The following is a 16338-nucleotide window of genomic DNA, read 5'->3' on the forward strand; positions in this document are numbered from 1 at the left end:
AGGAGACCTGCTGCTCCTCGATGGTCACGTGGCGGGAGTCGGCACCGCGGGCGGCTTCCAGGGCCGCCCGGTCGGGGTGGAACCGGGCGATCGCGGCATCGACGAGCCGGTCGACGGTGGTGGTGGAGGTGCGGTGCGCGAACGGGGCGAGCTGCCGGTCCACATACGCGGCGGCTTCTTGGGACAGGTCGGCGTGGATGGTGGTCTCGGCGACCCGACGGGCCTTCCAGGCGGGCAGCTCACCGGCCTGCACCCGGCGCCACAATCGCGGGAGGCGGTGGCGGAGCTCGAGGGCCTGGCCGATGAGCCGCTTGGCTGCGACTGTGGACATCCCGAGGGCGGCGCCGAGCTCGGCGATGCAGAACTCCGCCACCAACGGCGCACCCGGTCCGGCGACGGGCTCCTCGTGCTCACCGCCACCGGGCATGGTGAAGGTCGCGGCGGAGTCCTCGGTGGCGGGGTGGAGGTCGGCCCACTGGCACGCCGCGACCAGCAGCTCCGCCTCAGCAGCATCAGCCAGAGCACGACGCGAACGGGCGTAGCCGAGCACCGCAGCCGCGGTGTCGGGGAGCTCGTTGGTCGTGGTGGCCATAGGAGAACTCAACCACCGAGCACCGACATTCTGAGACGTGCACGAGCGGCCTGTGGACGACCGATCCGGATGGATCGAGCCTTGGTTGTGGAGGACGTCGCTGACGCGTCTCGCCCCTCGACCGACGGTCGCCGGCGGGCCCCCCTTCTCACCTCGACCAGGCACAGTCGTCGACTGATCGGTCACGTCAACCACCGGGCGCTGGGCAGTCAACCTCCGCCCAGCCCGGCGCAGGCCAGGCCAGCAGGTTCGGGGCTGCACACCGGTTGTCCGCAGACCGCCGTTCGAGCCTTGGCATGTCGGTGCAGACGCGCGTACGACGCGTCGTACACCTCGTGGACGAAGTCGAGGTCGCTCATCCGTCCCCCTCGGTGCGGCCGGTGCTCTCGACATGACGACTCCCGGCAGGTCCGCCAGGTTGCACGGGTGGAAGAATCCCGCCCATGCCGAGCATCGCAGGAGAACCCGCCACGCAGACGCAGACGGGCGGCGGCACCGCCCGGCCGCGGGTGCTGTCGGGCATCCAGCCCACCGCCGACTCCTTCCACTTCGGCAACTACCTCGGCGCCCTGCGTCAGTGGGTCGACCTGCAGGCCGAGCACGAGCCGTTCTTCTTCATCGCCGACCTGCACGCGATCACCCTCGAGCAGGACCCCAAGGTCCTCCGCGAGCGCACGCTGCGCGCCGCCGCCCAGCTGATCGCCATGGGAATCGACCCCCGGCACTCGGCGATCTTCGTGCAGAGCCAGGTGCCCGCCCACGCCCAGCTCGGCTGGGTGCTGCAGTGCCTCACCGGCTTCGGCGAGGCCCGCCGGATGACGCAGTTCAAGGACAAGTCGGCCAAGGGCGGCGAGGGCGCCGCCAGCGTCGGGCTCTTCACCTACCCCGTGCTGCAGGCGGCCGACATCCTGCTCTACCGGCCGCACTACGTGCCGGTCGGCGAGGACCAGCGCCAGCACCTCGAGCTCACCCGTGACCTCGCGCAGCGCTTCAACCACCGCTACAGGAGGACGTTCCGGCTGCCCGAGCCCTACATCCTCAAGGCGACGGCCAAGATCACCGACCTCCAGGAGCCGACCGCGAAGATGTCGAAGTCGGCGTCATCGCCGGGCGGCATCATCGAGATGCTCGACGAGCCGAGGGTCAGCGCCAAGAAGATCCGCTCGGCGGTCACCGACTCCGGCTCCGAGATCCTCTTCGACCCCGAGGCCAAGCCGGGTGTGAGCAACCTGCTCACGATCGCCTCCGCGCTCACCGGCACCACCGTGACCGACCTCCAGGAGCAGTACGCCGGCCGCGGCTACGGCGACCTGAAGAAGGACCTCGCCGAGATCGTGATCGACTTCGTCACCCCCTTCCGCGACCGCACCCTGGAGCTGATGGACGACCGCACCGAGCTCGAGTCGGTCCTCGCCGACGGAGCCGCGCGGGCGGGAGCCGTGGCGGAGGCGACGCTGCGGGACGTCTACGACCGCGTCGGCTTCCTCCCGGGTCGGTAGGCTCCTCGGATGCCCGTGTCCACGATCGGAGTCGCCGTCGCCATCCCCCAGCCCTGGGCGAGCGACCTGCAGGACTACCGCGCCGCCCTGGGCGACGAGACGGCCACCAAGATCCCCACGCACATCACCCTCATCCCGCCGGTGCAGGTGAGCCCCGCCGGGTACGCCGCGTGCGAGCGCCACCTGCTCGACGTCGCGGAGGCCCATCGCGGCTTCACCGTCCACCTGCGCGGCACCGGCACCTTCCGCCCCGTCTCGCCGGTCGTCTTCGTGGCCCTGGCCCGCGGGATCTCCGAGTGCGAGCGGCTCGCCGAGGACGTTCGCCAAGGGCCCCTGGAGGTCGACCTGACCTATCCGTTCCACCCGCACGTCACGATCGCCCACCACCTCGACGACCCACGTCTCGACCGGGCGTTCGACGACCTGGCCGGCTTCGAGTGCGTCTTCGACGTGACCGAGTTCCACCTCTACTGCCACGACGTCGACTCGGGCTGGCGTCCCGACCGCGCCTTCCCCCTGCGCCCCGCGGAAGCGTGAGGCGGCCGTGCCCTCGCTGAAGGAGCGCCTCGAGGACGTGCGCGAGCAGCACCCCCTCCTCGACCACGTGCTGCGCATGAACGAGCACTACGGCCGGGTCAAGGGCAGCCTGCAGGCGGGCGCGGTCACCTACTTCGCCTTCCTGTCGTTCTTCCCGGTGCTGGCGGTCTCGTTCTTCTTCGTCGGGTACGTCGCCCGCGTCTACCCCGATGCCCGGGACAACCTCGTCGAGGGCATCGGGCAGCTGCTGCCCGGCATCATCGGCGCCGGCGAGGGCCAGATCAACCTCGCCGACATCGAGCAGTCGGCGGGTGCCGTCGGTCTCGTCGGCCTCGCCGGCGTGCTGTACGCCGGCCTCGGCTGGCTCTCCGCGATGCGTGACGCCCTCGTCGTCGTCTTCGAGGTGGAGCAGCGCGACCAGCCCAACATCGTCATCGGCAAGCTGCGCGACCTCGTGACGCTGGCCCTCATCGGCACCGTCCTCATCGTGAGCGTGGCGATCTCGAGCCTCGTGAGCCGCTTCTCGGAGCAGATCCTCGACTGGGTCGGGCTGGCCACCGAGCTGTCGCCGCTGTTGAAGCTCGTCACGGTCGCGCTGGGCATCGGCGCCAACATGGTGCTGTTCTTCGCCCTCTTCGCCCTGCTGGCGCAGCCGCACACGCCCCGGCGCTCGCTGTGGTCGGGCGCGCTGCTGGGTGCGCTGGGCTTCGAGGTGCTCAAGCGGCTGTCGGGTCTGCTCCTGGGGCTGACCGAGAACTCGCCCGCCTTCCAGGCCTTCGGGATCGCGCTGATCCTGCTCGTGTGGATCAACTACTTCTCGCGCGTCGTCATGTACGCCGCGAGCTGGGCGCACACCTCGCCCGCGGCCCGGGCGGAGGCCGCGGAGCGCAACCCGCCCGCCCTGCCCGAGGGACCCGCGGTCGGGCCGGTGCTGTTCGAGCCCGCCGTCGGTGCCGGCGAGGTCGCACCGAACGGGCTGCGGGCGCCGGCCGCGGCCGCCGTGCAGGACACCCGGACGGGCGTCGCGTTCGTCGCCGGCGGCACCGCCGCCCTGGTGCTCACCGCCGTACTGAGGAGGAACAAGCAGTGAAGCTCGAACGCAGGCATGCCGTCCTGCTGCTCGCCGTCGCAGCCTGGAACGTCGTCACCTTCGGCAACTTCGCCAGGAACCTGTACTCGGCCTACGAGTCGGGGGAGGAGCGCGCCACCGGCTACTGGGTCGCCCACTCCGTGCTCATCGTGGTGAACGTCGCGATCGCGGCGCTGCTGGGCTCGCTGGGCTGGAAGGCCCTGCGCTCGACCCGCGACTGACCGATGGCGTACGACGGACGACCCGGCACCCTCGCGGGGGGCCGGGTCGTCGTACGTCGCGGAGCGCCTGGTCAGAGACCGTGCCGCAGCGCGGTGCGCAGGTCCTTGTTGAGCTGGGAGATGACGTCGAGCGGGATCTCCTTGGGGCACGCGGCCGTGCACTGACCGATGTTGGTGCAGCCACCGAAGCCCTCGTGGTCGTGCTGGGCGACCATGTCGACGACCCGCTGGTCGCGCTCCGGCTGACCCTGGGGCAGCTCGCCGAGATGGGTGATCTTGGCGCCCACGAAGAGCTGGGCCGAGCCGTTGGGGCAGGCGGCCACGCACGCGCCGCAGGAGATGCAGGCCGCGGCGGTGAACGCGCGGACGGCGTGGTCGCGCGGGACCGGCACCGAGTGCGCCTCGGGGGCCGAGCCGGTGTTGACCGAGATGTAGCCGCCCTGCTGGATCATCCGGTCCAGCGAGCCCCGGTCGACGCACAGGTCCTTCATGACCGGGAACGCGCTGGCACGCCAGGGCTCGATCGTGATGGTGTCGCCGTCCTTGAACGAGCGCATGTGCAGCTGGCAGGTCGTGGTGACCTCCGGGCCGTGCGCCTCGCCGTTGATCATCAGCCCGCACATGCCGCAGATGCCCTCACGGCAGTCGGAGTCGAACGCGATGGGCTCATCGCCCTGGGAGTTGAGCTGCTCGTTGAGGACGTCGAGCATCTCCAGGAACGACATGTCCTCCGAGACCTCGTCGATCTCGTAGGTCTGCATGGCGCCCTTGGAGGCGGCGTCCTCCTGACGCCAGATCTCTAGGGTCAGCTTCACTTCTCGTCCGTTCCCTCGATGGGCCGCAGGCTCGCGGCGGTGGTCGGGTTGAGGCCGTGCCGGCCCCGGGCAGCGGTCACTTGTAGGACCTCTGCTTCATCTCGATGGCGGTGTAGACGAGGTCCTCCTTGTGGAGCACGGGAGGCTCCTCGTCGCCGGTGAACTCCCACGCCGCGACGTAGGCGTACAAGTCGTCGTGGCGCAGCGCCTCGCCGTCCTCGGTCGAGGACTCGGTCCGGAAGTGGCCGCCGCACGACTCGCGCCGGTTCAGCGCGTCGATGCACATCAGCTCACCCAGCTCGATGAAGTCGGCGACACGGCCGGCCTTCTCCAGGCTCTGGTTGAGGCTCTGGTCGTGCCCCAGCACCCGGACGTTGCGGTAGAAGTCGTCCTTGAGCGTGCGGATGAGGTCGATCGCCTTCTTGAGGCCGTCCTCGCTGCGCTCCATGCCGCAGTACTCCCACATGATGTTGCCCAGCTCGCGGTGGTAGGAGTCCACGCTGCGCGTGCCCTTGGCGGTCATGAAGTGCCGGATGCGCTCCTCGACGGCGGCGAGGGACTCCACGACGGCCGGGTGGTCCTCGGGGACGACCTCGAAGGGACCGTCGGAGAGGTAGTCGCGGATCGTGTGCGGGAGCACGAAGTAGCCGTCGGCCAGGCCCTGCATGAGCGCCGAGGCGCCCAGCCGGTTGGCGCCGTGGTCGGAGAAGTTGGCCTCGCCGGTCACGAACAGGCCCGGGATGGTCGACTGCAGGTCGTAGTCGACCCACAGGCCGCCCATCACGTAGTGCACCGCCGGGTAGATGCGCATCGGGACGTCGTAGGGGTTCTCCCCGGTGATGCGGGCGTACATGTCGAAGAGGTTGCCGTACTTCTCCCGGATCGCCGGCTCGCCGAGGCGGTCCATGGCGTCGGCGAAGTCGAGGTAGACGCCGCGGCGCGCACCCTCGACCTCGGGCCCGACGCCGCGACCCTCGTCGCAGACGTACTTCGCGGCGCGCGAGGCGATGTCGCGGGGCACCAGGTTGCCGAAGGCGGGGTAGATCCGCTCCAGGTAGTAGTCGCGGTCCTTCTCGGCGATGTCACGCGGGTCCTTGGTGCAGTCGGCCTGGTTCTTCGGCACCCAGATGCGGCCGTCGTTGCGCAGCGACTCGCTCATCAGGGTCAGCTTCGACTGGTGGGAGCCGGACACCGGGATGCACGTGGGGTGGATCTGGGTGTAGCAGGGGTTCGCCATGTAGGCGCCCTTGCGGTAGGCCCGCCACGTCGCGGTGGTGTTGCTGCCCATCGCGTTGGTGGAGAGGTAGAAGACGTTGCCGTAGCCGCCGCTGGCGATCACGACCACGTCGGCCAGGTGCGTCTCGACCGAGCCGGTCACCATGTTGCGGGCGATGATGCCGCGGGCCCTGCCGTCGACGACGACCAGCTCGAGCATCTCGTGGCGGGTGAACTCCTCGACCGTGCCGGCGTGCACCTGGCGCTCCATCGCCTGGTAGGCGCCGATGAGCAGCTGCTGGCCGGTCTGGCCGCGGGCGTAGAAGGTGCGGGACACCTGCACGCCGCCGAAGGAGCGGTTGTCGAGCAGGCCGCCGTACTCTCGCGCGAAGGGGACGCCCTGGGCGACGCACTGGTCGATGATGCTGGTGGACACCTCGGCGAGGCGGTAGACGTTCGACTCGCGGGAGCGGTAGTCGCCGCCCTTGACCGTGTCGAAGAAGAGGCGGTGCACGGAGTCGCCGTCCTCCTTGTAGTTCTTGGCGGCGTTGATGCCGCCCTGCGCGGCGACGCTGTGGGCACGACGCGGGGAGTCCTGGTAGCAGAAGGACTTCACGCGGTAGCCGGCCTCGCCGAGCGTGGCCGCCGCCGAGCCTCCGGCCAGCCCGGTGCCGACGATGATGACCGAGAGCTTGCGGCGGTTGGCCGGGTTGACCAGCCGGGCCTCGAACTTGCGCGTGTTCCAGCGCTCGTCGATGGGCCCGTCGGGCGCCTTGCGGTCGACCAGCGGCTCACCCGGGGTGTAGTAGCCCATGGCGTCGTCGGACCCGTCGGCGGGCGCGTCGTGCGAGGGGTGGGAGGTGAGGGTGGTGTCCGGCATGTCTGTCATGGGAGGCGCAGCCTTACTTCTCGATGACGCCGGCGACGACGGCGAGCGGGACGAGCGAGAACCCGACGGCGACGACGACCGCCAGGGTGAGGGAGACCCGCTTGGCGCGGCCGCGGGAGCGAGCGGTGTTGGTGAGGCCGAGCGTCTGGCAGGCGCTCCAGAACCCGTGGTGGATGTGGGCGCCCAGCGCCAGCATCGCGGCGAGGTAGATCGCCGTCATCCACCAGACGTCGAAGGAGTCGACCATCAGGTTGAACGGGTCGTTGGTGGCACCGCCGGCAGGATTGATCTTGGCGATCGTGAAGTGCAGCAGGTGCCACACGATGAAGAGCAGGAGCGCGAGGCCGCCCCAGCGCATGAACCCGCTCGCCCAGATCGCGCCGGTGCGCTTCTTCCTGGCGTACTTGACCGGCCGGGCGTTCTGAGCGCGGCGCCACAGCGTCATGGAGGCGTAGACGTGGGTGAGGACCGCCATGATCAGCACGGCGCGCACCATCCACAGCAGTCCGCCGCGGGGCAGGATCGGCTCGCCGAACGTGCGCAGGTGCTCGGCGTACTCGTTGAACGAGTCGTGACCGGCGAAGGCCTTGAGGTTGCCGTACATGTGCAGCAGGACGTAGCCGATGAAGATCAGTCCGCTGAGGGCCACGAGGAGCTTCAGGGCGATGGTGGAGCGAGAGGCGCGTGCTCCGGTGACCAGGCCTGGGCCGGATATTTGGGTTGCCACGTACCTCACGGTACTGCCGCGACACACCCGGGAGCAGCGCAGGACGTGTGACAAATGTCCGTCCCGCTTCCATGCGCGGCGACGTCGGCGGAGACCGTGCTGGCTCGATCGGGACAGCACCGGCCACGGCCGGTCGGCCGGGTAGTCGAGCGACGACGACGCCGGCCTGGTGGAGGGCCGCCGGCCCGGGTCGGCCGAGGCCCACCAGAGCACCGCGGCGGATCGAGGTGAGGGTCTCCAGGATGGCGGCCTCGCGGTCGATCCACCCGTTCGCGGCGCCCCCGTCGCGCCGTGCAGCAGCGCTGCGAGCGCTGCGAGCGTGCACAGCGAGGCGACGTACGGCACGCGCCACCACCACGCGCCGGCCTGGCGGTAGGACTCCTCCAGCTCCGCACCGGTGATCGGCAGCGCGAACGGCGCGGCCTGGTGGTGCAGCGTGGCCAGGAGGCCGGACGTGGTGACGCCGGATGACACGGACCAGGCGACGAGCCCGACGGCGGTGACGGTGAGGTGCCAGGTGCCGGTCGTTCCAGGCGGCCGTGAAGTTCAGAGGCCTCCGAGGAGGGGCGTCAGGGCCGTCAGCCGGCCTGGCTGCCGATGATCACCATGATGCTGAGCACCACGATGATCGTGATGAGGATGCCCAGCAGGAAGAAGGGGCGTCCGGACTGCTTCGTCGGGTCGACGCTGTCGGGGTCTTCCACGGGGCGGACCATGCCGTCCGGTGCCCACGACCGGCCCCGCCCATGCGCCCGGGTGCTACGCCCTGCGTGAGAGGGTGGACCAGGCAGGCACGATGCCGCTCGCGCGCCCTCTTCCGCTGGGGTGTGGCACGCGTCATAGTCGGGTCCTCGCCGAACGCTCGGAGGAAACGTGGCAACGACCGACACGGGAGTGACCGGCCCGACGAGGGCCCGGATACCGCAGAGGACGCTGCGCCAGGACCGTTGGTGGCTGGCGCCCCTGGCGACGTTCGTGGTGTTCGCGGCCTTCGTCGTCTACGCCTCGGTGCGCGCGTTCATGGGCCGCGACTACTACGCCTCGCCGTACCTCTCGCCGTTCTACTCGCCGTGCCTGGGCGACTGCGTGGAGGGTGCCTCCGACTTCGGCCAGCCGTTCCGGGCGTTCCCGTTCTCGGCGGCCCTGCTCGTCCTGGTGTTCCCGCTGGGCTTCCGGATGACCTGCTACTACTACCGCAAGGCCTACTACCGCGCCTTCTGGTTCTCCCCGCCCGCGTGCGCCGTCGCCGAGCCGCACAAGACCTACTCCGGCGAGACCCGCTTCCCACTCCTGCTGCAGAACGCCCACCGCTGGTTCTGGTACGCCGCGGTGCTGGTCGGCCTCGTGCTGACCTTCGACACGGTGCTGGCATTCCGCAACGAGGACAAGGAGTGGGGCCACATGGGCCTCGGCACGCTTCTGATGCTCGTCAACATCGTGCTGATCTGGCTGTACACGCTCTCCTGCCACTCGTGTCGCCACGCGGTCGGCGGACGGCTGCGGCACTTCTCCAAGCACCCGGTGCGCTACCGGCTCTGGACCTGGGTGTCGCGGCTCAACGCCCACCACGCCCGCTACGCGTGGTACTCCTTGTTCTCGGTGGCACTGGTGGACCTCTACGTCTACCTGCTGGCCACCGGGACGATCGAGGACGTGAGGTTCTTCTGATGGCGGCCGGATCGACGAGGCACCCCATGACCGGCAACGAGATGTCGGCCGGCGGGACCGGCGGCATGGAGCGGCACGCCTACGACGTCGTGGTGGTCGGCGCCGGCGGGGCCGGGCTCCGGGCCGCGATCGCCGCGCACGAGGCGGGCGCCCGCACGGCCATCGTGTGCAAGTCGCTGCTCGGCAAGGCCCACACGGTGATGGCCGAGGGCGGCATCGCCGCGGCGATGGCCAACCGCTGGCCCGAGGACAACTGGGAGGTGCACTTCCGCGACACCATGCGCGGCGGCAAGATGCTCAACAACTGGCGGATGGCGCAGCTGCATGCCCAGGAGGCGCCCGAGCGGGTGCTGGAGCTCGAGGACTGGGGCGCGCTGTTCGACCGCACCGACGACGGCCTGATCTCCCAGCGCGACTTCGGCGGGCACAAGTACGCCCGCCTCGCCCACGTCGGCGACCGCACCGGCCTGGAGATGATCCGCACGCTCCAGCAGCGCGCCGTGCAGCTGGGCATCGACGTCTTCATGGAGCTCACCGTCACCGAGCTGCTCCTGGACCGCGGAGCCGGGGACGCGAGGATCTCCGGTGCCTTCGGCTACTGGCGCGAGACCGGCCGGTTCGTCGCCTTCGAGGCCCCCAGCGTGGTGCTCGCCACCGGCGGCATCGGCAAGTCGTTCAAGATCACCTCGAACTCCTGGGAGTACACCGGCGACGGCCACGCCCTGGCCCTGCGGGCCGGTGCCTCGCTGATCAACATGGAGTTCGTGCAGTTCCACCCGACCGGCATGGTGTGGCCGCCGTCGGTGAAGGGCCTGCTGGTCACCGAGTCCGTGCGCGGTGACGGCGGGGTGCTGAAGAACTCCGAGGGCACCCGCTTCATGTTCGACTACATCCCCGACTACTTCCGCTCCGAGACCGCCGACACGGCCGAGGAGGCCGACCGGTGGTACGACGACAAGAACAGCAACCGCCGCCCACCCGAGCTGCTGCCCCGCGACGAGGTGGCTCGCGCCATCAACTCCGAGATCAAGGCCGGGCGGGGATCGCCCCACGGCGGCGTCTTCCTCGACATCGCCTCGCGCCGCTCGCCCGAGTTCATCCGCAAGCGCCTGCCGTCGATGTACCACCAGTTCAAGGAGCTGGCCGACGTCGACATCACCGCCGAGCCGATGGAGATCGGCCCCACCTGCCACTACGTCATGGGCGGCGTCGAGGTCGACCCCGACACCGAGCTCAGCGCGGTCCCCGGCCTGTACGCCGTGGGGGAGTGTGCCGGAGGAATGCACGGCTCGAACCGGCTCGGCGGCAACTCGCTGTCCGACCTGCTCGTCTTCGGCCGCCGGGCCGGCGAGGCCGCGGCCTCCTACGCCGACGGGCTGGCCGGGAGCCGCCCGGTCGTCGTCGAGGACGACGTGAAGGCGGCGCAGGTGAGCGCGCTCGCCCCGTTCGAGGTCTCTGCCGGTCCCCACGGAGGCGGCGAGAACCCGTACGCCATCCAAGGCGACCTCCAGCAGTCGATGAACGACCTGGTGGGGATCATCCGCACCGCCGAGGAGCTCGAGCGGTCGTTGCAGGCGATCGAGGAGCTCAAGGCGCGGGCGGCCGCGATGGTCGTGGAGGGTCACCGCCAGTACAACCCGGGCTGGCACCTCGCCCTGGACCTGCGCAACATGCTGCTCGTCAGCGAGTGCATCGCCAAGGCCGCCCTGGCGCGCGAGGAGTCCCGCGGCGGGCACACCCGCGACGACTTCCCCGGCCCCGAGGAGGAGTGGGCCACCAAGAACCTCGTGGTGACCATCGACGCCGACGGCAGCGGCGTCGACCTGCACGAGCAGCCGCTGCCGGAGATGCCCGAGGTGCTCAAGAAGCACTTCGAGCCCGCGTCGGTCGAGAGCCCGGCCGCCAGCAAGGAGGGGAAGTAGCCATGGGGTACGACCTGACCATGCGGATCTGGCGCGGCGACCAGGAGGGCGGTGGGCTCGGCGACTACACCGTCGAGGTCTCCGAGGGGGAGGTCGTGCTCGACGCCCTGCACCGGGTGCAGGCCACCCAGGCCGGCGACCTCGCCATCCGGTGGAACTGCAAGGCCGGGAAGTGCGGGTCGTGCTCGGCGGAGGTCAACGGCCGGCCGCGTCTGCTGTGCATGACGCGGCTGAGCGACTTCGAGGAGTCCGAGATCATCACGGTGACCCCGCTGCGCACCTTCCCGGTGATCCGCGACCTCGTCACGGACGTGTCCTACAACTACGAGAAGGCCAAGGAGCTGCCCTACGCCGACCTCGGCCCGCGCGATGCCGACGGCAAGCGCCGGATGGCGCAGATCGACGTGGAGCGGGGCCAGGAGTTCCGCAAGTGCATCGAGTGCTTCCTGTGCCAGAACACCTGCCACGTGGTGCGCGACCACGAGGACAACAAGCCGGCGTTCGCGGGGCCCCGGTTCTTCATCCGGTACGCCGAGCTGGACATGCACCCCCTCGACACCCACGACCGCCGGGCCCTCGCCCAGGACGCGGCCGGCCTGGGCATGTGCAACATCACCAAGTGCTGCACCGAGGTGTGCCCCGAGGGCATCAAGATCACCGACAACGCGATCATCCCGATGAAGGAGCGCGTGGTGGACCGCAAGTTCGACCCGCTGGTGTGGCTGGGCAGCAAGATCGGGCTGCGCAACCGGGACGACGAGGGCCGCTCGGAGGTGTGAGGGCCCGGTCTAGGGTCGAGGGCATGGCTGTCACGACACCGAGGTGCCGCCTGTGACCCCGACCCCTGCGACTCCGACCCCTGCCCCCGACTGGTGGAAGTCCGCCGTCGTCTACCAGATCTATCCCCGGAGCTTCGCCGACTCGAACGGCGACGGCATCGGTGACCTGCGCGGCGTCCTGGGCCGGCTCGACCACCTCGAGCGCCTCGGCGTCGACGTGGTGTGGCTGAGCCCGGTCTACCGCTCGCCGATGGACGACAACGGCTACGACATCAGCGACTACCACGACGTCGACCCGGTGTTCGGCACGCTCGAGGACCTCGACGAGCTCATCGCCGAGGTGCACGCGCGCGGCATGCGGCTGGTGATGGACCTCGTGGTCAACCACACCAGCAGCGCGCACGCCTGGTTCGCCGAGTCGCGCTCGGGCCGCGAGCACCCCAAGCGCGACTGGTACTGGTGGCGGCCGCCACGGCCCGGCCACACCGGTGGCGAGCCGGGCGCCGAGCCCACCAACTGGGGCTCGGTGTTCTCCGGCTCCGCCTGGGCCTGGGACGAGGCCAGCGGCGAGTACTACCTGCACCTGTTCGCCGCCAGCCAGCCCGACCTCAACTGGGAGAACCCGGAGGTCCGCCGTGCCGTCCACGCGATGATGCGGTGGTGGCTCGACCGGGGCGTCGACGGCTTCCGGATGGACGTCATCAACCTGATCTCCAAGGTCACGGTCCAGGAGCCTCCCGGCCTGCTGGACGCGGAGCCGGGGGTCCGCGGGGCGGGCGGCGGCGGCATGGTCGACACCACGCTGTACGGCGACCCGGCGCCGTACGTGCTGAACGGCCCGCGCGTGCACGAGTTCCTCCAGGAGATGCACCGCGAGGTGTTCGCCGGCCGCCCGCCCGGGCTCATCACCGTCGGCGAGACGCCGGGTGCGACCGTCGAGGACGCGCGGCTCTACACCGACGCCTCCCGGGCGGAGGTCGACATGGTGTTCCAGTTCGAGCACGTCGACCTCGACTCCGGCCCGGGCGGCAAGTGGGACGTCCGACCGATGGCGATGATCGACCTCAAGCGGTCGCTGGGTCGCTGGCAGGAGGGGCTCGCCGACGTCGGCTGGAACAGCCTCTACCTCGGCAACCACGACCAGCCGCGCTGCGTCAGCCGGTTCGGCGACGACTCGCCGGAGCACCGGGAGCGGTCGGCCACCGCGCTGGCGACCGTGCTGCACCTGCACCGGGGCACGCCCTACATCTACCAGGGCGACGAGATCGGCATGATCAACGCCGGCTTCACCGACCTGGTGCAACTGCGCGACATCGAGTCGCTCAACGCCCACCGGGCCGCCATCGCCAAGGGCGTCGACGCCGAGACGGCGATGGCGGCCATCCGCTGGAAGGGCCGTGACAACGCCCGCACGCCCATGCAGTGGGACGACGGCCCGCACGCGGGGTTCACGACCGGCACGCCGTGGATCGCGGTCAACGACGACCACGCCGCGGTCAACGTCGCCGCCCAGGTCGACGACGAGGGGTCCGTGCTGGCCCATCACCGGCGCCTCGTGGCGCTGCGCCACGACGAGCCGGCCGTGGCCCACGGGAGCTTCACGATGCTGCTGCCCGACGACGAGCGGGTCTACGCCTTCATCCGCCGCCACGGCTCCACCGAGCTGCTGGTGGTCGCCAACCTGTCGTCCGAGGACGGCGTGGAGGCGCCGGTCGACGACGCGGCCGGCTGGATCGACGCCGAGCTCGTGCTCACCAACGCCGGCGGGCCGGAGTCGGGCGCGCGTCTGGTGCTGCGCCCGTGGGAGGCCTGGATCCTCCGGAGGTCGTGACGGATTCCGGTCAGGAGCTGGCCGGTTGCCTCCCTAGGGTCGGGGCATGGACATGAAGCTGGAGCTGGTGATGGTGCCCGTGACCGACGTCGACCGGGCCAAGGAGTTCTACGAGAGGGTCGGCTTCGTCGTCGACCACGACCAGACGGTGAGCGAGGCGGTCCGCTTCGTGCAGCTCACCCCGCCCGGGTCCGCCTGCTCCATCGCGGTCGGCCGGGGCCTGACGCGGATGGAGCCAGGATCCCTCGACAACCTGCAGATGGTGGTCGAGGACGCCGACGCGACGTACGCCGACCTGCGCTCGCGCGGCGTCGAGGCGACGGGCGTCGACGAGCTCGCCTGGGGCCGCTTCGTCGGCTTCACCGACCCCGACGGAAACCGCTGGGCCCTCCAGCAGCTGCCCGACTGGTCCGCCTAGGCCGCGACAGCGCCGCCCAGCAGCTGCGCGTGGACGGCGTCGAGCTCGGCGCACGCGTCGCCCCAGGTGCGCTCCGCCGCCACCTCGCGCCCGCGCGCGCCCAGCAGGTGGCGCCGGCGGTCGGCGGCCACGGCGGCCACGGCCCGGCGCAGGGCGTGCGGGTCGCCGGCGTCGTAGGTCACACCGGTCTCGAGGGGCCGGACGACGCCGACCACCCCTCCGGCGCGGGGAGCCACGACCGGGATGCCGGAGGCCGCCGCCTCCCGGTGCACGTGGCAGCAGGTCTCCTCCGTCCCCGGGTGCACCAGGACGTCGAGGGAGGCCAGGGCGGTGGCGAGCTGGCCGGTGGGGAGGGGGCCCAGGACCTTGGCGCCGGGGAGGTGCCTCTCCAGCCACCCGCGCTGCGGTCCGTCGCCGATCACGACCAGCCGGATGCCGGGCAGGTCGGCGAGCTCGGCGAGGCGGCGGACGCCGTGGCGCTTCTGCAGGCTGCCCGCGTAGCCGACCACGACGCGCGGGCCGCCGGCCGACCGGGCACGCGCCCACCTGTCGTGCAGCCACCGGTCGCGCAGCGCGGGGGTGAACGCCGCGGTGTCCACGCCCGGCTGCCACACCCCCGCCTCGACGCCGAGCGCGGCCAGCCGCGCCGCCATCCACGGGCTGGTCGCGAGCACGCGTCCGGTCCGCAGCCGCGCGCCGGCGGCGGACACGGGCGAGTGCTGCACCACGAGGGTGGGCGTGCCGAGGCGCTGGGCCTGGGCGAGCGCGCGGCGGCCGACCGCCCCGGGGCTGGCGACGTGGACGAGGTCGGGGGCGAAGCCGGCCAGCGCGGCGCGCACCTGCGCGCCGCGGCGGCCCGGGACGATCCGCGCCACCGGCATCGAGCGGTACGACGACTGTCCGGGCCCCGGCGCCACGACGAGCACCTCGCGACCCGAGTCGAGGAGGTGGTCGGCGACCTTGCGCAGCGTGGTGGTGGTGCCGTCGACCTCGGGCTGGAAGGACTCGGTCACCAGGGCGATCCGGTGGGGGGCCATGGCAGCAGCGTGCGGTCGGCACACCAACCGGGGGAGGCCGCGGAACGACGCCGCGGTGAACGCCGGTCGGGGACTCGCCCGTGCCGGAAACCTCACACCCGGTGGTCGCCGACGAGGGGTGCTGCCTATTGTTCGCAGCATGAGTGGTCTCGAGGAGCCCGAGGAGCTCGCGCCCGAGCAGGGCTCGCTCCGCCTGGCCTCGCCGGACGACACCGCGACGGTCGCCGACTGGGAGAGGGCGAGCGCGGCGGTGCTGCGCAAGGCCCGCCGGCTGCGCGAGGACGAGCCGGACAGCCTGGTGTGGGACCGGCTCGCGCGCACCACCCTCGACGGCATCGAGGTGCCGCCGATCGGTCAGCCCTCCGACCTGGAGGGCCGGACCACGTCGGGCCGCCCGACCCGCGCCGGTGCCTGGGACGTGCGCACGCAGGTCGAGGTGACCGACGCCGGGGCGGCCAACGAGGCCGCCCTGGTCGACCTCGAGAACGGCGCCACCTCGCTCCTGCTCCACCTCGACGGCCACGAGCCGCCCCACTGGGAGACGCTGCTCGACGGCGTGCTCCTCGACCTGGCCGCGGTGACCCTGGACCGTCCCACGATCGAGCAGTCCGAGTCGTTCCTGGGCTTCCTGGAGCAGCACGACGGCTCCGTCCACCCCGGCACCAGCCCGGGCTTCGACCCGGCGACCCTGGAGATGCTGCCCAGCCCTGTGCGTGACGACGGCCGCGGCCCGCACGACGTCCTCCTGCCGCTCGTGCGCCGAGCGGTGCGGCTCGGCGTCCGCGCCCTCGTCGTGGACGGCACCGCCCTGCACGACCAGGGCGCGAGCGACGGGCAGGAGCTCGGCTGGACGATGGCCGTGGGCATCTCCTACCTCCGGGTCCTGGCCGAGGCGGGCCTCTCCGTCGGCGAGGCCGCCCGGCTGCTCGAGTTCCGCTACGCCGTGACCGACGAGCAGCTCCCGGCCATCGCCAAGCTCCGCGCGGCCCGGCGGCTCTGGGCCCGCGTGCTCGAGGCGTCCGGCGGCGACGACGTGCCGCAGGCCCAGCACGCCGTCACCAGCCGGCCGATGACGTCCAGGCACGACCCGTGGGTCAA

The 16338-nt window shown here is 71.2% G+C and carries 16 protein-coding genes; 10 read left to right on the forward strand and 6 right to left on the reverse strand.

The annotated features are described in order from the left end of the window. Window positions 1–592 (reverse strand): DUF222 domain-containing protein (locus tag QZX64_RS15040; RefSeq protein ID WP_295661380.1); only part of this gene is annotated, 592 nt, incomplete at its 3' end. Window positions 593–1035: 443 nt separating this feature from the next. Here QZX64_RS15040 and trpS point away from each other — a divergent pair. Genes trpS through QZX64_RS15060 form a run of 4 tightly spaced genes read left to right on the forward strand, consistent with a single transcriptional unit; the run spans window position 1036 to window position 3939 of the window. Then, complete coding sequence (trpS, locus tag QZX64_RS15045) at window positions 1036–2091, forward strand: tryptophan--tRNA ligase (protein WP_295661382.1); 1056 nt, start codon at window positions 1036–1038, stop codon at window positions 2089–2091. Between the two features lie 9 nt (window positions 2092–2100). Beyond that, window positions 2101–2628: a 2'-5' RNA ligase family protein gene (locus QZX64_RS15050; RefSeq protein ID WP_295661384.1), complete on the forward strand. Its 528-nt coding sequence runs from the start codon at window positions 2101–2103 to the stop codon at window positions 2626–2628. A 7-nt stretch (window positions 2629–2635) separates the two neighbouring features. Continuing rightward, a complete protein-coding gene (locus QZX64_RS15055; protein ID WP_295661386.1) occupies window positions 2636–3718 on the forward strand; it encodes a YihY/virulence factor BrkB family protein in 1083 nt (360 codons plus the stop codon). Next, entirely contained in the window at window positions 3715–3939 is a 225-nt protein-coding gene (locus QZX64_RS15060) for an SCO4848 family membrane protein (RefSeq protein WP_295661388.1), read from the forward strand. Before QZX64_RS15055 ends, QZX64_RS15060 begins: the two co-directional genes overlap by 4 nt. Before the next feature lie 71 nt (window positions 3940–4010). Here QZX64_RS15060 and QZX64_RS15065 read toward each other — a convergent pair whose 3' ends face one another. The 4 genes from QZX64_RS15065 to QZX64_RS15080 form a co-directional block, all read right to left on the reverse strand. After that, the gene (locus tag QZX64_RS15065; protein ID WP_295661390.1) at window positions 4011–4754 is read right to left on the reverse strand and encodes a succinate dehydrogenase/fumarate reductase iron-sulfur subunit; all 744 of its coding nucleotides are present in this window, start codon (window positions 4752–4754) and stop codon (window positions 4011–4013) included. 76 nt (window positions 4755–4830) lie between these two features. Continuing rightward, window positions 4831–6783, reverse strand: coding sequence for a fumarate reductase/succinate dehydrogenase flavoprotein subunit (locus QZX64_RS15070; RefSeq protein ID WP_295661410.1), 1953 nt, complete (start codon window positions 6781–6783; stop codon window positions 4831–4833). 88 nt (window positions 6784–6871) lie between these two features. Beyond that, window positions 6872–7585 carry a succinate dehydrogenase cytochrome b subunit gene (locus tag QZX64_RS15075; protein WP_295661392.1) on the reverse strand — a complete coding sequence of 238 codons (714 nt, stop codon included), beginning with the start codon at window positions 7583–7585 and terminating at the stop codon, window positions 6872–6874. Window positions 7586–8163: 578 nt separating this feature from the next. After that, window positions 8164–8289: a hypothetical protein gene (locus QZX64_RS15080; RefSeq protein WP_295661394.1), complete on the reverse strand. Its 126-nt coding sequence runs from the start codon at window positions 8287–8289 to the stop codon at window positions 8164–8166. 169 nt (window positions 8290–8458) lie between these two features. Here QZX64_RS15080 and QZX64_RS15085 point away from each other — a divergent pair, with 169 nt between their 5' ends. Genes QZX64_RS15085 through QZX64_RS15105 form a run of 5 tightly spaced genes read left to right on the forward strand, consistent with a single transcriptional unit; the run spans window position 8459 to window position 14203 of the window. Next, on the forward strand, window positions 8459–9253 hold the full coding sequence (locus tag QZX64_RS15085) for a hypothetical protein (protein ID WP_295661396.1): 795 nt from the start codon (window positions 8459–8461) through the stop codon (window positions 9251–9253). Window positions 9254–9279: 26 nt separating this feature from the next. After that, complete coding sequence (locus tag QZX64_RS15090) at window positions 9280–11175, forward strand: fumarate reductase/succinate dehydrogenase flavoprotein subunit (protein ID WP_295661398.1); 1896 nt, start codon at window positions 9280–9282, stop codon at window positions 11173–11175. A gap of 2 nt (window positions 11176–11177) precedes the next feature. After that, a complete protein-coding gene (locus QZX64_RS15095) occupies window positions 11178–11954 on the forward strand; it encodes a succinate dehydrogenase/fumarate reductase iron-sulfur subunit (protein ID WP_295661400.1) in 777 nt (258 codons plus the stop codon). 52 nt (window positions 11955–12006) lie between these two features. Further along, window positions 12007–13785: an alpha-glucosidase gene (locus tag QZX64_RS15100; protein ID WP_295661402.1), complete on the forward strand. Its 1779-nt coding sequence runs from the start codon at window positions 12007–12009 to the stop codon at window positions 13783–13785. Window positions 13786–13831: 46 nt separating this feature from the next. Then, complete coding sequence (locus QZX64_RS15105) at window positions 13832–14203, forward strand: VOC family protein (protein ID WP_295661404.1); 372 nt, start codon at window positions 13832–13834, stop codon at window positions 14201–14203. Here the strand turns inward: QZX64_RS15105 and QZX64_RS15110 are convergent. Beyond that, window positions 14200–15240, reverse strand: coding sequence for a glycosyltransferase (locus tag QZX64_RS15110; protein WP_295661406.1), 1041 nt, complete (start codon window positions 15238–15240; stop codon window positions 14200–14202). The two genes, QZX64_RS15105 and QZX64_RS15110, sit on opposite strands and share 4 nt — an antisense overlap. 139 nt (window positions 15241–15379) lie before the next feature. On the opposite strand from QZX64_RS15110, the gene QZX64_RS15115 reads away from it, so the two are divergent. After that, a partial coding sequence (locus QZX64_RS15115; protein ID WP_295661408.1) for a methylmalonyl-CoA mutase family protein occupies window positions 15380–16338 on the forward strand: 959 nt, incomplete at its 3' end.

This window comes from uncultured Nocardioides sp. (genome assembly GCF_902805925.1).
Classification (GTDB): Bacteria; Actinomycetota; Actinomycetes; order Propionibacteriales; family Nocardioidaceae; genus Nocardioides.

Coding starts and splice junctions, on each gene's coding strand:
- trpS (WP_295661382.1), top strand. CDS start 1,036: ATGCCGAGCATCGCAGGAGAACCCGCCACGCAGACGCAGACGGGCGGC.
- QZX64_RS15050 (WP_295661384.1), top strand. CDS start 2,101: ATGCCCGTGTCCACGATCGGAGTCGCCGTCGCCATCCCCCAGCCCTGG.
- QZX64_RS15070 (WP_295661410.1), bottom strand. CDS start 6,783: ATGGGCTACTACACCCCGGGTGAGCCGCTGGTCGACCGCAAGGCGCCC.
- QZX64_RS15090 (WP_295661398.1), top strand. CDS start 9,280: ATGACCGGCAACGAGATGTCGGCCGGCGGGACCGGCGGCATGGAGCGG.
- QZX64_RS15095 (WP_295661400.1), top strand. CDS start 11,178: ATGGGGTACGACCTGACCATGCGGATCTGGCGCGGCGACCAGGAGGGC.
- QZX64_RS15105 (WP_295661404.1), top strand. CDS start 13,832: ATGGACATGAAGCTGGAGCTGGTGATGGTGCCCGTGACCGACGTCGAC.
- QZX64_RS15110 (WP_295661406.1), bottom strand. CDS start 15,240: ATGGCCCCCCACCGGATCGCCCTGGTGACCGAGTCCTTCCAGCCCGAG.